Below are 15,227 nucleotides of genomic sequence, written 5' to 3' on the forward strand. Positions count from 1 at the left end.
CTACAACCGCAAGCGAATTCACAGCTCGCTGGGCTATTTGTCGCCCGCGCAGTTCAGCAAGCAATTTGAAACCTCTTTATCTAAATTTTTTTCTTAAATTTGTGTCCACTTTCTTGACAGAGGTCCAGAAAGTTCCGTTAAAGCCGTCGCTCACACGAGTTTGAGTGGGGAAATGGGCGATAGAGGAAGAGCGGCTTCCTTTATGCAAGCCTAGTAGGGCGCAAAGCGGCAATAACGGAACTCACGGTTCGGCTGAGACAGCAATAACGGAAGCGAAAGTACCGTTATCACTGATTAATCTCGTTGGTAACCTAGTAAGCAGGCAACAAAAAAGCTCTCCCAACGATCCTCGATCGTTCACGGAGAGCTTTTTTGCGCAGCATTCAGCCATACCAGTCCTAACATCGTCAGTCCATCTGTTAGCCGGCCGTGATCTCGGTTGCCAGCTGTCTAAGCGTCTTGTCCAGCACCTGAAACCCTACCGCAATATCATCCAGCGTCGCCCATTCCTTCGGATTATGGCTGATGCCATCCAGGCATCGTATAAAGATCATCACGGTCGGAACGTGCCGCTTCATGACCATAGCATCGTGTCCCGCGCCGCTTGAAAGTCTGAAAACAGGCAAACCGGCCTGTTCGATGGCGTTTTCCACGATGCCGATCAAGCGGGAAGACATGGCGGCAGGATCGATTTTGATGTTCAGCTTGCTTTCTACGCTTAGTCCTCTTCGAGTGGCAATCGCTTCAGCTTCCTGCTGAATAGCGGCAAGGAGCCGGTCCCGGCTGTTCAAATCGATATCGCGGACGTCCGCGACGAAGGAAACTTCGCCGGGTACTACGTTGCTTCCGTTCGGGGAAATTTCCATTCTGCCTACGGTGGCTACTGCCGTCGGGCTATACTCGCAGGGCAATCGTTCGATGGCCAGCAGACATTCGCTGGCTCCGGCGAGCGCATCCAGCCGCATGCCCATAGGAGTCGTGCCGGCATGAGCCGCTTTGCCGCGCCACTTCATTTCGAGCCAGGCGGGTCCTGCTATGCCGTCCACGACGCCGACGGGAAGCCCGCATTTTTCCAGCACCGGACCTTGCTCGATATGCATCTCCACGAAGGCATGGATCGTGTGCGGACTTCGAGCGGCCAACTCGACGGTCGTCGGGTCCAGTCCGTGCTCCCGAAGTACCTGCTCAAAGCTTCGCCCTTCGTCGTCGCGATAATGGGATACGGCATCAAGCTTCAGCTCGCCCATTAGAAAATGACTGCCGGTCAAGCTGGCATGGAAGCGCGAGCCTTCTTCGTCGGCGAAGGCGACAACCTCCAAGCTGCGGGGAGGCAAGTAACCTTGCTCCCGCCACGACTGTGCCACTTCCAGCGCCGCAAGAACGCCGACTACGCCATCGAAGTGGCCGCCATTTGGCACGGTATCGATATGGGAACCGGACAAAATAGCAGGCAACTCGGGTTGGGAGCCGGTATAGGTGCCGAACACATTGCCGATCTCATCCTCGCGTACGAGCAGACCGGCTTCTCTCATCCACGTTTTGAGCAGTTCCTTGGCGGTGCGATCTTCAGGAGAATAGGCTATACGTGCAGAACCATGGTCGGCCGTAGCTCCGATTACCGACAGTTCATGTAAACGCTGCGCTATGCGATTCGCATAAGTTTTGGCGAGTGGCGAGCTATCTTGGATCAGTTTTTTGTACACATTCATAGGGAGTCACCGTTAATAAATAATTTTAGTCAATTCAACTATCATAGCATAACTACGGTCGTGTTGAAATGGAATGTGCAGGAGCTCTCTGAGCCAAACTAATGGGTATGATCGATTTGACGACTGAAAATCGCCATGATATAGTGTCATTTGACAAAAAATGAGGTGTGACAACATGACAAACAGTAGTAGTAAAGGTTCTCTGCTTAATCGGATGTTCAAGCTGGACCAGTTGGGCACGAATGTACGAACCGAGTTTGTAGCCGGTTTGACCACGTTTATTACGATGGCCTACATTATTATCGTGCACCCTACGTTAATGAAAGCCGCGGGAATGCCGGCAGGGCCGGTCACCGTGATGACGATTTTGTCTGCGGCGATTTTCTCCATTTTAATGGGGGTTTATGCGAACCGTCCGTTTGCAGTAGCCCCGGCTATGGGCGGCAACGCTTTTTTTGCTTATACGATCGTGCAGAGCGGCGCTGCGACCTGGCAGACCGGGCTGGGCATGGTATTGATCGCAGGGGTTATCTTTTTACTGCTTACCACGCTCGGCATACGCGAGACGATCGCCAGAGTGCTTCCGAAAAGTGTTAAAAATGCGATGGCTGCCGCTGTCGGCATTTATATTATCGGGCTCGGCTTGAGCAATGCCGGCATTATTATCCCGACGAAAACGGCAATCGGACTAGCGTCCTTACATAACCCTACCGTGTTGCTGGCGATGATTGGTCTTGCGATTACGCTGGCGTTGATGTCGCTGCGGGTAAGGGGCGCGGTCTTTTTTGGCATTTTGCTTACGACGATTATCGGAATTCCTATGGGGATTACTACGCTGCCCATGGCTGTTGTATCGCTGCCGCCGAACCCGTCGCCGATTTTATTCCAAGTCGACTGGCTGGGCGCGCTCAAATGGTCGTTTTTCCCGCTTATCTTTACCTTCTTCACCGGTGAATTTTTCTCTACGATGGGGACGGTATTAGGGGTTGGCGGCAAAGCGAAGCTGCTGGACCAGAACGGAAACTTGCCCGACATTCAAAAGCCGTTTCTGGTGGATTCGATTGCGATGGTCGGCGGTTCGGCGATGGGGATGACTACAGTAACCGCTTATGTGGAATCGGCCAGCGGCGTTGAGGTCGGAGGACGATCGGGACTGACGGCGGTTTCTACCGGTCTCGTGTTCCTGGTGGCTTTATTTTTGACTCCGGTATTTTTGTCTATTCCTGCTGCCGCTACGGCGCCGGCCTTGATTGCGATAGGCTTATCGATGCTCCAAGCGATCAAAAATATCGATCTTGACAATTTGGACGAGCTGCTCAGCGGGTTTATTACCATTTTGATGACGGCTTTTACGTTCAGTATCGCGAACGGTATTGTTTTCGGTATTCTTTCTTTTGTCGTCATTAAGTTGTTATCCGGCAAAATTAAAGAAATTCCAATCGGCTTGTACTTCTTGTGCGTCCCGTTAGTGTACTATTTGTGGTTGAAATAAGCGAAGAAAGAAGGTCACGATGTGAACAGCAAGCTTGTTGCTTCTGCAAGAGGAGACTTGCCGATTGAGCTGGCGATTGAAAATATTCGGCTCGTGAACGTGTTCTCGGGCGAAATATATCCTGCCGCTATCGGCATTACAGCAGATAGAATCGTTCATGTAACGGCGCCGGGAGTCACTACCCTGGAGGCAAACGAACGGATAAACGGCCAAGGGCGCTATGCGATTCCAGGGCTGATCGATACGCATCTTCATATCGAAGTCAGCATGATGACGCCTGCGCAGTATGCCGAGGCGGTATTGCCACACGGAACAACGACGATCGTCCCCGATCCTCACGAGATTGCCAATGTGCTCGGGGAAAGAGGCGTTCGCTATATGGCGGACGCTGCCGTAGGGCTCGATCTCCGGATGTTGAACGTGCTCCCGTCCTGTGTTCCTGCTGCGCCTAATGTAGAGACGTCGGGCGCGGATTTCACGCCGGAAGCGGTTGAGCGGATGCTCGCATGGGACGGTATTCACGGACTGGCCGAGGTCATGAACTATCACGGCGTGATCCATCAGGACCCGCGCATGATTGGCATTTTGGAAGCGAACGAGCGGACTGGCGGGAAAATAGTGCAGGGACATGCTCCGCGCGTGTCGGGACGCGATCTGTCCGCCTATATGATAGCGGGACCGAATTCGGACCACGAAAGCCGGACAGGCGATGAGGCGCTGGAAAAAATTCGCGCCGGTATGATCGTAGAAATTCGCGAAGGGTCGTTTTCGATGAATTTGGCCGATTGCGCCAAGGAAATTAAAGACATGGGCTATCTGCCGAATGTATGCTTCTGCTCGGATGATCTGCTGCCAAGCGATATTATCGAGAAGGGGCATATGAACTATATCGTACGGAAAGCGATTCATGAGGGGATCGATCCGGTTCATGCAATCCGTTACGCTACTTTAAATGCGGCGTTGCGTCTAGAGCGTAAAGATCTGGGTGCGATTGCGGCCGGTCGTTTGGCGGATATCGTGCTCGTGGAACAGCTTGAAACGATGAACGTGACCGATGTTTTTGTAGCCGGCCGACAAGTTGTCCGAAGCGGCAAGCTTGTGCGCAAGCAGCCGGAGCTGGCGCCGCCGGCGGATTTTATGAAGACGGTTCGCCTGGCGGAAATTACCGAGGAGGATCTCGTGCTGCGGGTGGAGGACGCAGGTGCGTCCGAAGCCAAGGTCCGTGTAATCGAGTACGATGCCGCTCCGGGGATTCCGACTGATTTTCTTGAAACTACGCTGCCGGTGGAAAATGGCTTGCTGTGCCCTGAACGTTATACGGGAAAGAAGGGCCCTCTGTGCCGCGTTGCCGTATTCCACAGGCACGGCTTGAATGAAAACCGCAGCCTTGGCTTGCTTGCCGGTTATGGCATTGTTGAAGGCGCAGTAGCGACTACCGTGGCCCACGACAGCCATAATCTCGCTGTTCTTGGCGTCAACACGGCCGATATGGTTATCGCCGCCAACACTTTGCGAGAATCCCAAGGCGGCTTCGTAGCTGTCAAGAACGGTCAAGTAATCGCCCATTTGCCGCTGCCGCTTGCAGGGCTAATGAGTTTGGAGAAGGCTGACGTGCTGGTGCCGAAGCTGAAGGAACTGGTGGACATTTTGCAGAAGGACATTATGCCCGGCAAAAACCCGATTCATCGGATGATCGCCGTCACGCTGCCGGTGATTCCGAGAGCGAAAATTACCGATATCGGCTTGGTCGAGGTGGAAACTCAAACTTTGCTGCCGCTGATTATCGAGACGAAATAAATAAAACAGATGTAAATAAGGAAGTCGCAGGAGATCTTACTCCGGCGGCTTCTACTGTTTTGATAAACCTGTGGTGTATAATGGACGAAAGATATAAATCGAAGTATACCCGAACTTAATGAAACAGGAGGATGCCAATGTCTGTTGATTTCAATCAGTTAAATTATGTTGCTATTCTTGCCGGGGGAATTCTGTATATGATCTATGGGGCGATTTATTATTCGCTGCTGGTAGGGAAGGAAGCTCAAAGCAAAGGTGCCTCTAAATATGTGGTATCAGTGGTCGTAGCATTGGCTAGTTCTTTTTTTATTGCCATACTTGTGCAAGCGACCGGCTCTAAGGGATTGTTACAAGGTGCTGTTGTTGGGGGGATCGTTGGCATCCTAATTTCAATCGTGTATTTGAAAAATACATTATTTGGCCTGGTAAAGACGCGTAATTTTTGGATTGCGATTGGCGATCATCTGGTTATCTTTACTTTGCTGGGCATGCTTCACGGTCTTTGGATTTAATGTTGTTCGAGCCGAGGACCTGAATGAACTCAGGTGGTAAGCGGGATGACCGAATAGCAAGGGATCAAAAGCTAGTCTGCATTATTGGTACGATGCAGATTAGTTTTTATTTGCATTTCTCTGATACAAAATGTAACATATAAATAAATGATACGTTTTGTATTATGTTGAGTTCAAACTCTCGACCGGGGAGCGATCGATGATGAAACGAATCTATACATACCTCATATGCGGCGCCGTAGCCGTTCTGCTGCTTGCGGGCTTTGAGCTTTACAGCTCGCTTGCGCCGGAGCGGCATTTTCGCAGCGATCAGTTGCCTGTGCTTGCCTCTCCTTCCACCTCGCTTACAGCTTCGGCTGAACCGACTGCCGCAATTGCTGAAACTGCCGTCGCTCAGGCTCCCCTGACAGCACCCGATCCGGCTCCCGCCACAGTCAAGGCCGAACCGCCAAACGCAAAGGCAAGTGAGCCGGCGTCCGGCTTTAATGCACTTATCCTTGGCATCGACGGCGAGAATGGGGGGGGAAGATCCGACGTGATCATCGTCGTTCATGTCGATCCCGACAAAAAGTCGGTCGCGCTCGTATCGGTCCCTCGGGATACGCGCGTCTCGCTGCCGGGCATCGGGATGACGAAGCTGAATCACGCCTATTTTCTAGGCGAGCTGCAGGGCCGCAAAAAAGGGGTGCAGGCATCGGTCGAGGCGGTCAGCAGTTTGTTCCGGATTCCGGTCCATTATTATGTGAAGACCGATTTTCTAGGATTCTCGAAGATGATCGACGCGATCGGCGGGGTGGACATCGAGCTGCCTCAGGATATGCTGCTCAGCGGATCGGAAACGGTGCTGCGTCAAGGCGTCCGGCATCTGGATGGCAATACGGCGCTGGAATTCGTGCGGGAGCGTTATTCGCTCGCCGGCGGCGACTTCGACAGGCAGGCGGATCAAGCGGCGCTGCTCAAGGCGGTAGCGGCCAAAATGCTGACCGGCGAACAGCTGCCGCGGCTGCCGCGCCTCATCAAGCAGGCGAAGGAGGAATTCGTGGAAACGAATATGTCCGTATCCGATATCGCCAGCCTGACGCTGTTGTTTAAAGATAAAAGCGAGCTTGGCATTCGTCATGTAACGCTTCCCGGAAAAGCATTAACCGAGGACGATCCGCTTCTCGGGTCCAAGCTGTGGTATTGGTCGGTAGACGCGGGAGAGGTCGAGGCGGTAGCGCGCGACTATTTGCGGTAAGCAGGCAAGAGAAATACATTTCGCCCGATTATGTCGGTTGTTTGAACAAATTTTGAAAAAATGATGAACTTTCCTGCAAAATATGTTACAATTTTCGTAACAATCGATTTTGGGGCAGGAGAGTGTTCCTCATGACTACGAAACAACTTACATTGAAACAACAACCGGCGAAAGGCGGCAACCCGCTCGCTTCGTTTATGACAATAGCAGCTTGGGTATCGCTTGCCATCGGGCTTGTAACATGCTTGTTCGAAGTAAGCGATTTCTCGGATCGGAATTTAGGACTTATGATCGGAGTCGGCTTTCTCGTTGGCAGCGTGCAGATTTATATGATCGGTGCGGCCATCCGGCTGTTTCACCATAACAAGACGGCTAAGAACGAGTAGCCTTGGCGTTTGACAGCAAAATAGAAGTTGCGAAGAGAAGCAGGCTGCTTCTCTTTTTTGTTTCGTCGGAGGCAGCTGTTCCATACATACAAGCGGAGGAATTCCATGAAACCACTGCATCCTTATCGCATTTTTACGCATTTTTACTACAAATGTAGAGGCTTAAACGCGAGCACGACCTTTCATTCGCATCCGCAGTACGAAATTTACTACTTCCATAGCGGCAGCTGCCAGTTTATTATCGGGGATCGCGTGATCGAGCTGCAGCCCGGCGATTTGATTATTATGAACGGTATGTCCCGCCATTGCCCGAAGGTGGACGAACCGGCGGAATACGTGCGGACCATGTTTTCGTTTGAGCCAAGCCTGATCCAGCTGTTTAGCCGGGAGCTGCAAAGCTTTGACGTGCTTCGGCCGTTCGAACTGCTCAGCAACCACCATATCCGGTTGAGCGGGCAAGCTAAGGCGGAATGCGAGGAATTGCTGGAGCGAATCAACCGGCATTACTTCAAAAACGAAACGATCCGTTACCACCGGCTGCTGATGGCGTTTGGCGATTTGCTGCTGTTCATCTACGAGCAGTGCCGGGATGCGATGGAGGACAATCGGCGGAGTTCCTCGGAACGGGAACGATATGTGAAGAAGATGATCGATTATATCGAACGCCGGTACGCGGAGGAAGTGCAGCTCGAGGACATTGCCGCCGAACTGCATATGAGCCGGTTTCATGTCATGAAGCTTTTCCGCGAAGTGACGGGTATGACCGTATTTGACTATTTGTACAAAAGGCGGATTAACCAGGCGAAGCTGCTGTTTTTTTATAAAGACGAGCAAACGGTCACCGACGTCTGCTACCAGGTTGGGTTTAAGCATCTTCCGCATTTCAGCCGGCTGTTCAAAAAGCATGTCGGCCTCTCGCCCGACCAGTACCGGAAAAAAATACGCGAATCCGGGGTCGAACCGACAGCCTGATAACCTTAAGACAATCCGGCATTTGCAATTAAAAGACAGGATGTTTCCCGCACCTACGATCAACTCGCTTAAAATCGAAATATGCTAAAGTGATTCATGTAAGCGCTTGTTATGACGACGGAGGGCCCTCCGATCATAATGCAGAGGTGAGTGCATGAAGAAGCTTTTGCTTGTCGCCATTTTGCTCTTTACTTTTGGGTCGAACACGATAGTTTTCGCCGAAACCGCCCAGACGCCTAATCTCTCTTTGCTGCTGGAAAACGGGACGGTGCTGCCCATCGGTTATATCGACCGGGGTAGGCTGCCCGATCAAATCGGGATATTCACGTTCCGCTACGGCGGCGAATCGACCCGGCCGTTCGGCGCCGGCACCGTGGAATGGATCGTAAGCGGCGACGTTATCGTCGAGAAAAATACGGATGGAACGGCGGGGACGCGCATTCCATCGGGAAGCTTTGTTTTATCCGCATCAGGTACAGCACTGCCAGGGCTAATGGAAGCCCAGGTCGGGCAAATTGTAAAGGTTGTAAACGGCACGATCGAACTGAGGCCCGAACAATATGCCGATGTTAACGGAACGCTCATTACGATCGACAAGCGTAATGCTACTCGCAATACGGGGGAGGTCATTCTTTTTGACCCTTCCTTCGGTCCGTCGACGAAGCAGAATGCTTACGGAATGGAAATTACCGTCGTTAACGGCGTAGCGACGCGGGTTGTTGCGCTGACAGCCGATCCGAATATCCGCAACGATTCGCCTATCCCGTCGGACGGTTACGTAGTGTCGATCCAGACGCGCAGCCCGTATTATACGCTGCTAAATGGAAAAGTGAAAGTTGGCGATCCTGTAAGCATCGTCCTCGACCCGCTAAGGTATCGTGCCGTTAAGCTCGGGTACGACGGCTATAACGTCGGCTTTCGCGGCACGGATTCGCTGATCGTGTACGATCGTGCATTCGGCGAGAAGACCGGAACGAATCCGTACGGCAACGAAATCATCGTAAACGCTGACGGAATCGCCGTGTCCAGCGGCGGCAACAACCGGCCCATACCCGCTAACGGCTACGTGCTCTCGGGCGTTGGGGTGAAAGGGACATGGCTGAAGGACAACGTGCCGGTCGGCTCGAAAATCCGCATCGATCCCGTGAATAAGCAGATCATCGTCATTTCCACACCGCAAGCCGTGTTTGACAAGGCGAGTTACCTATCCAGCAAGCTCCGTGAGTCATTGCAGCAGTCGAGAAGCGAGTTCCGGGATGTGCCTTATGAACAGATCGAACAGCAGCTGACGGTAGCCGAAACCGTATACGGACAAGTGTACTCGATGCGCGGGTCGGCCCCTGCGGCGGTGCTGGCCATAGGCTTGAAGCAGCTCGATCAGGCGATAACCGATGCCACGTTCCTGCACGAGGAATCGCGCGTCATGGAGACTCGGGGGATCTGGGTCAGGCCGAAGGAAACGACGCGGGAGCAGGTGGAGCAGCGGATGTCAAAGATTAAAGCGGCCCACTTTAACACCGTATATTTGGAAACATGGTGGAACGGGCAGACCATCTACCCGACATCGGTAGCGGATGCTTCGCAAAACCCGATTTATGCCGGATTCGATGCGCTGCAGGCATATATCGATGAAGGGAAACGGCTTGGCATCGAGGTTCACGCATGGGTGGAAAACTTCCGGGCCGGAGACGGCACGCCTAGTGTTGCCTTAACGCGGCATCCGGATTGGGGCATCATGAGCCGCCAAGGGCAAGCCTATGAAGTGGCTGACAACGTTAAAAAATATTATCTTAACCCGGCGCTTCCCGAAGTAAGAAATTATTTGTCCTCCATCTATAGGGAGATTTTGACCCATTATGACGTTGATGGGCTTCACTTGGATTTTACCCGTTACCCGCAATCCAAAGACTATTCGAACGATTTCGGCTATGATCCCTATACTCGCGAGCTGTTTCGCACTGCCCATGGAGCCGATCCGCTAGCCCTGCATCCCGGGGACGCTCTCTGGGAAGAGTGGCTCCGTTTCCGTACGGACCTTATAAACAGCTGGGTGGACCGGGTCGCTGAGGAAGCGCGAAGCGCGAAGCCGGACCTGATCTTGTCCGCCGCCGTATGGCCGAACTACGATACGGCTCCGGCGCTGTTCGCCCAAGAAACGAAAACGTGGACGGGCAAAAACGAGATCGATCAAATCGTGCACATGTCTTATGTAAGAGATGCTTCGCTTCTCGTTGGCGATATGAGGAAATCGCTGGATATTGCGGGCGGTAAAGCTTTTGTAGCTTCCGGTGTCGGCGCCTATATGTACGTTCAGGATACGTTAATAGCCGAGCAGGTTCGCGAAGTGAACCGCGCTGGAGGCGCCGGTACGGCCATGTTCGAGTATGAGGCGACTTTCGGGGGCGGCTACGATCGCGTGCTGTCGCTTGGGGTTTACCGCAATGAAGCCGTCAGGCCGGATTATCGCCATACGAAACCTCTCACCTTGTGGCTGAAAGATATGGTCCGTAAAATCGACGAAATCTATGTGCCACTGCAAGGAATGAGCGCGCACGACGCAACCCGCTATAAAATTCAACTGAACATCATGGTCAAACTGCTCGAAGCCAAAGAGACGTACAATCCTTTACTTGCGAAAGCGGTCAAGCTGCAAATGGATGTTATGCAAGGACTCTTGTCGCACGATCCGAGCATTCAGGCCGAGGTTCTAAAACGAATGACGACCGACTTGGAGTATGGCCTTCAGACCCTTAAGATGGTTGATGTGAAAAATATCCGCTAACACCATGAAATACATAGGGAAAAGATTGGCTCCTCCTTTTGGGGCCAATCTTTTTTGTCGTGGCATAGCTGTTGTTTAACTTATAATCCGATCTGTATGCTAGAATAAAATTGGTATTGAAAGCGCTTTACAGACGACACCGGCGTTATCTTGTCAAATCGTTGAACTTTATTTTACGGAATTAAGTCGTTTCGTTGACGCCTTTGTTAACAGTACGGAAGTTTCATTTCGTTTCTGTTATGGTAATGACATGAGATGAAGTGCAAAGGCGTTTGGGCTACTAATAATGCCGGCTTTCTTCGAAGAATTTGGAGGAGATGGTAAGATGAAACAACGGCGAATGCTAGGGCGATTGATTTCGGCTTTCTTTCTTGCGGTCATGACCGTTATGGTTACCGGCTGTAGCGACAAGCTGATCGTGCTAGATCCGAAGGGGCCGATCGGAGAACAACAGAAGGACTTGATTTGGATCTCGGTAGTGCTTTGTCTGATCGTTCTCATACCGGTGCTTGTCATGACGGCCGTTATTGCATGGCGGTATCGGGACAGCAAAACAAACAAAGCGAAATACAAGCCCGAATGGGAGCATAATTCGAAGCTGGAGACGATTTGGTGGGGGATTCCGATTCTGATTATCCTTACGCTCGGCGTGATTACGGCCAAGTACACGTATGCGCTCGAGCCCTCCAAGCCGATTGCTTCGGAGAAGGCGCCTATTACGATACAAGTAACGTCGCTCGACTGGAAATGGCTGTTTTATTATCCGGACCAAGGCATCGCGACCGTCAATTACATTAAATTTCCCGAGGATGTGCCAATCAAGTTTTTGCTAACGTCGGACGCGCCGATGAATTCGTTCTGGATTCCGCAGCTGGGCGGGCAAATTTATACGATGTCCGGCATGGCGATGACGCTTCATCTGCAAGCCGACGAGCAGGGCTCGTACTTCGGTTCGGGCGCCAACTTCAGCGGCAAAGACTTTGCCAGCATGCACTTTATGGCCGATGCGACCTCGAAGGAAGATTTCGATAAATGGGTGGCGGATATTAAAAACACGAAGCCGGCTTTGACCGCCGAAGGCTACAAGCAGCTTGCCACTCCGGGCGTAGCCGAAATAGCCAGCTACTCGTCGTTTCCGAAAGGCCTGTTTGAGCAAACCGTTACGAAATATGCGTCCGGCCATAATCACGGTGCGCGCCTGCAAACGCAGCCGGAGCCGAAAAAGAACGCCGAGGCGGAGGGCATAACGCAAGAGAAGGAGGGACAAAGCCATGTGGGACAGCATTAAAACATTCGCTTCCGAATTTTTCGTCACCGGCGATCCGCTCATTTACGGCGCGGATGTGGCTATTGCCCTTACGCTCGTCGCTGTCGTGTTCGTTTTATCTTATTTCAAAAAGTGGAAATGGCTGTGGACCGAATGGCTGACGACGGTCGATCATAAGCGAATCGGGATCATGTACGTCATAGCGGCTCTGCTGATGATGTTCCGCGGAGGCATGGACGCGCTTCTGATGCGTACCCAGCTCGCCGTTCCGGACAACCAGTTTTTGTCGCCTGAGCACTACAACGCCATCTTTACGACGCACGGCGTCATCATGATTTTGTTTATGGCGATGCCGCTCATGTTCGGTCTGTTTAACCTGGTTGTGCCGCTTCAGCTCGGCGCGCGCGACGTTGCGTTTCCGTTCCTGAACTCGCTTAGCTTCTGGCTGTTCTTCTGGGGCGCGATGCTGTTCAACCTGTCGTTCGTCATCGGAGGCTCGCCGGACGCAGGCTGGCTTGCGTATCCGCCGCTGTCGGAGCTGTCACACAGTCCCGGCGTCGGGCAGAACTTCTATATATGGGGCATTCAAATATCCGGTATCGGCAGTTTGATGACCGGGATCAACTTTATCGTAACGATTCTGAAAATGCGCGCGCCGGGCATGAAGCTGATGCAAATGCCGATGTTTTCGTGGTCGGTGCTGTCGAGCTGCCTTACGATCATCTTGGCGTTTCCGGTTCTGACCGTTACGCTGTTCCTGCTCTGGCTCGACCGCTTTATGGGCGCACACTTCTTTACGCTTGACGGTGGCGGCAATCCGATGATGTATATCAACCTCATCTGGATGTGGGGCCATCCCGAAGTTTATATCGTTATATTGCCCGCTTTCGGCATTTTCTCGGAAATTACGGCTACTTTTTCGAAAAAACGGCTGTTCGGCTACAAATCGATGGTATTTGCGCTGATGAGCATCAGTGTCGTCTCGTTCTTCACGTGGGCGCATCATTTCTTCACGATGGGCTCCGGCGCGGGCGTCAATACGTTTTTCGCCATATCAACGATGATTATCGCGATACCGACCGGGGTGAAGGTATTCAACTGGCTGTTTACGATGTTCCGGGGGCGGATTACGTTTAAACTGCCGATGATGTGGACATTCGCCTTTATTGTATGTTTTGTTGTGGGCGGTATGACAGGGGTTATGCTCTCGGTCGCTCCGGCGGATTTCCAGTTCCATAACAGCTACTTCCTGATCGCGCACTTCCACCAGACGCTAATCGGCGGCGTTACGTTCGGCTACTTTGCCGGCTTGTACTACTGGTGGCCGAAGGTGACGGGCTTCATGCTGCACGAGAAGCTCGGCAAATGGGCGTTCTGGCTTTGGAATATAGGTTTCTATGTTTGTTTTATGCCGCAATATGTGCTCGGCCTCATGGGCATGACGCGCCGGATCAACACCTACGGCTGGGATCGCGGCTGGTGGGAGCTGAATGTAGTGTCCACCGTCGGCGGCTTCCTGATGGGTCTCGCGTTTTTGTTCCAAGTCTGGCAAATCGTGCACAGTATGAAGTTTATGCAGAAGGCTCCTGCCGATCCGTGGGACGGCCGTACGCTCGAATGGTCGATTCCGTCGCCGGCCCCGGCGTACAACTTCGCGACGCTCCCGGTCGTGCATTCCCGCGACCCCCTGTGGGAGGAGAAGCTGGATCGGGAGAAAGGCATTCCGCCCGCTCCGGCGCCGAAGATCGAACCGATTCATATGCCGGGCAACTCCGGTATTGCGTTTATCAAATCGTTCTGCTGGTTTGTCGCCGGCTTCGGCTTCGTCTTCAATTGGCTGTGGATGGCCATACCGGGAATGATCGGGGTTGCGGTCTGCATGCTCGTACACTCGTTTACCTATAATAACGAATACTATATACCGGCGGAAGAAGTGATTCGGACGGAAGCCGAGATGAGGGGGACGGTCTGATGGCACACGCGGCAGGTCATAATCACGCAAATTCGAATACGGCCCCGGACCATCACGGTCACGACGGCCATGTCGATCAAGAATCGCTTCGCATGTTTGGCTTCTGGCTGTTTCTGATTACGGACTGTATTTTGTTCGGCACCTTGTTCGCTACGTATATCGTGCTTCACGGCAACACGGCCGGAGGTCCGACGGCTCAAGAGCTGTTCGAGATGCCGGGCATTATCGCCGAAACGTTCATCCTGCTCACCAGCTCGTTTACAAGCGGCCTGGCCGTGCTGGCGATGAACAAGGGAGACAAAAAAGGTTTGATCGGCTGGCTCGCCATTACGGCGGCGCTCGGACTTTCCTTTATTACTCTGGAAGTAACGGAATTCGTGAAGCTGGTTCACGAAGGCGCAACGATCGGCACGAGTGCATTCCTATCCTCGTTTTTTACGCTTGTAGGTGCGCACGGTTTGCACGTATCGATCGGTCTTGTCTGGATGATCGCGATTATGATTCAGCTCGGCAAATACGGCATCAACTCGGTAACTAGACGGAAAGTGAACGTAATCAGCTTGTACTGGCACTTTCTCGACGTCGTATGGATTTTCGTATTCACGATCGTATACTTGATGGGGGTGATGTAAGATGGCGCAGCATTCCGCTCATACCGGCAGCCACGGCGGCCACGGACACCATTCGGATTCGTCACACGACGAAGCGCACGGCTCGTTTAAGTCTTACCTCATCGGCTTCCTGCTGTCGATCGTGCTCACGATCATTCCGCTCGTCGTCGTACTGAACCACTGGTTGGAAGGAACCGGGGCGATGGTCGTTATGCTCGGCTCGGCCGTTCTGCAATTCGTCGTGCAGCTCGTGTTTTTCATGCACTTGAGAGAAGAGAAGAAGCCGCGCTGGAACTTGATGGCGCTCCTCCTCGGACTTCTCATTCTGCTCGTCATCGTCATCGGTTCGATCTGGATTATGGCTTACAATCAGGTTGCGCAGTAATATACGGTATCTAGAGTAGAAACAGGTTTCCTGCTGCGGCGGGAGCCTGTTTTTTTGTGCTGGGAGTGGCAAAATAGTCCTCCTGCTGCGGTTGGAGCCTTTTTT

The 15,227-nt window shown here is 52.5% G+C and carries 12 protein-coding genes; 11 read left to right on the forward strand and 1 reads right to left on the reverse strand.

What is annotated here, in order from left to right; all coding sequences use genetic code 11:
- Positions 1-419: 419 nt before the first annotated feature.
- On the reverse strand, positions 420-1,709 hold the full coding sequence (locus D7M11_RS34795; RefSeq protein ID WP_120751873.1) for a M20 family metallo-hydrolase: 1,290 nt from the start codon (positions 1,707-1,709) through the stop codon (positions 420-422).
- Between the two features lie 175 nt (positions 1,710-1,884).
- Between D7M11_RS34795 and D7M11_RS34800 the strand changes: the two genes are divergently transcribed.
- From D7M11_RS34800 to cyoD, 11 genes are all read left to right on the forward strand, one after another.
- Complete coding sequence (locus D7M11_RS34800; RefSeq protein ID WP_205127162.1) at positions 1,885-3,201, forward strand: NCS2 family permease; 1,317 nt, start codon at positions 1,885-1,887, stop codon at positions 3,199-3,201.
- Between the two features lie 21 nt (positions 3,202-3,222).
- Positions 3,223-4,998: an adenine deaminase gene (ade, locus tag D7M11_RS34805; RefSeq protein WP_120751874.1), complete on the forward strand. Its 1,776-nt coding sequence runs from the start codon at positions 3,223-3,225 to the stop codon at positions 4,996-4,998.
- Positions 4,999-5,135: 137 nt separating this feature from the next.
- The gene (locus D7M11_RS34810; protein ID WP_120751875.1) at positions 5,136-5,510 is read left to right on the forward strand and encodes a DUF1761 domain-containing protein; all 375 of its coding nucleotides are present in this window, start codon (positions 5,136-5,138) and stop codon (positions 5,508-5,510) included.
- A 199-nt stretch (positions 5,511-5,709) separates the two neighbouring features.
- Complete coding sequence (locus tag D7M11_RS34815; protein ID WP_240041441.1) at positions 5,710-6,747, forward strand: LCP family protein; 1,038 nt, start codon at positions 5,710-5,712, stop codon at positions 6,745-6,747.
- Between the two features lie 131 nt (positions 6,748-6,878).
- Entirely contained in the window at positions 6,879-7,133 is a 255-nt protein-coding gene (locus D7M11_RS34820; RefSeq protein ID WP_120751877.1) for a hypothetical protein, read from the forward strand.
- Positions 7,134-7,238: 105 nt separating this feature from the next.
- Positions 7,239-8,105 carry a helix-turn-helix transcriptional regulator gene (locus D7M11_RS34825; protein ID WP_120751878.1) on the forward strand — a complete coding sequence of 289 codons (867 nt, stop codon included), beginning with the start codon at positions 7,239-7,241 and terminating at the stop codon, positions 8,103-8,105.
- Positions 8,106-8,259: 154 nt separating this feature from the next.
- Entirely contained in the window at positions 8,260-10,887 is a 2,628-nt protein-coding gene (locus tag D7M11_RS34830; RefSeq protein WP_120751879.1) for a glycoside hydrolase family 10-like protein, read from the forward strand.
- A 325-nt stretch (positions 10,888-11,212) separates the two neighbouring features.
- Positions 11,213-12,175, forward strand: a complete 963-nt coding sequence (gene cyoA, locus D7M11_RS34835) for a ubiquinol oxidase subunit II (protein ID WP_120751880.1) — start codon at positions 11,213-11,215, stop codon at positions 12,173-12,175.
- Positions 12,159-14,126, forward strand: a complete 1,968-nt coding sequence (locus D7M11_RS34840) for a cbb3-type cytochrome c oxidase subunit I (RefSeq protein ID WP_120751881.1) — start codon at positions 12,159-12,161, stop codon at positions 14,124-14,126. The genes cyoA and D7M11_RS34840 overlap by 17 nt, the downstream gene beginning before the upstream one ends.
- Positions 14,126-14,758 carry a cytochrome o ubiquinol oxidase subunit III gene (gene cyoC / locus D7M11_RS34845; protein ID WP_120751882.1) on the forward strand — a complete coding sequence of 211 codons (633 nt, stop codon included), beginning with the start codon at positions 14,126-14,128 and terminating at the stop codon, positions 14,756-14,758. The genes D7M11_RS34840 and cyoC overlap by 1 nt, the downstream gene beginning before the upstream one ends.
- A gap of 1 nt (position 14,759) precedes the next feature.
- Entirely contained in the window at positions 14,760-15,122 is a 363-nt protein-coding gene (gene cyoD / locus D7M11_RS34850; RefSeq protein ID WP_120751883.1) for a cytochrome o ubiquinol oxidase subunit IV, read from the forward strand.
- The last annotated feature ends 105 nt before the right edge of the window (positions 15,123-15,227 follow it).

The sequence above is a fragment of the Paenibacillus ginsengarvi genome, from assembly GCF_003626695.1.
Classification (GTDB): Bacteria; Bacillota; Bacilli; order Paenibacillales; family NBRC-103111; genus Paenibacillus_AB; species Paenibacillus_AB ginsengarvi.

What these genes read in the sequence shown, in the direction of transcription:
- D7M11_RS34825 (WP_120751878.1), top strand. Translation starts at nt 7,239, where the DNA reads ATGAAACCACTGCATCCTTATCGCATTTTTACGCATTTTTACTACAAA.
- D7M11_RS34815 (WP_240041441.1), top strand. Translation starts at nt 5,710, where the DNA reads ATGATGAAACGAATCTATACATACCTCATATGCGGCGCCGTAGCCGTT.
- D7M11_RS34820 (WP_120751877.1), top strand. Translation starts at nt 6,879, where the DNA reads ATGACTACGAAACAACTTACATTGAAACAACAACCGGCGAAAGGCGGC.
- D7M11_RS34810 (WP_120751875.1), top strand. Translation starts at nt 5,136, where the DNA reads ATGTCTGTTGATTTCAATCAGTTAAATTATGTTGCTATTCTTGCCGGG.
- D7M11_RS34840 (WP_120751881.1), top strand. Translation starts at nt 12,159, where the DNA reads ATGTGGGACAGCATTAAAACATTCGCTTCCGAATTTTTCGTCACCGGC.
- cyoD (WP_120751883.1), top strand. Translation starts at nt 14,760, where the DNA reads ATGGCGCAGCATTCCGCTCATACCGGCAGCCACGGCGGCCACGGACAC.
- D7M11_RS34795 (WP_120751873.1), bottom strand. Translation starts at nt 1,709, where the DNA reads ATGAATGTGTACAAAAAACTGATCCAAGATAGCTCGCCACTCGCCAAA.
- D7M11_RS34800 (WP_205127162.1), top strand. Translation starts at nt 1,885, where the DNA reads ATGACAAACAGTAGTAGTAAAGGTTCTCTGCTTAATCGGATGTTCAAG.
- D7M11_RS34830 (WP_120751879.1), top strand. Translation starts at nt 8,260, where the DNA reads ATGAAGAAGCTTTTGCTTGTCGCCATTTTGCTCTTTACTTTTGGGTCG.
- cyoA (WP_120751880.1), top strand. Translation starts at nt 11,213, where the DNA reads ATGAAACAACGGCGAATGCTAGGGCGATTGATTTCGGCTTTCTTTCTT.
- cyoC (WP_120751882.1), top strand. Translation starts at nt 14,126, where the DNA reads ATGGCACACGCGGCAGGTCATAATCACGCAAATTCGAATACGGCCCCG.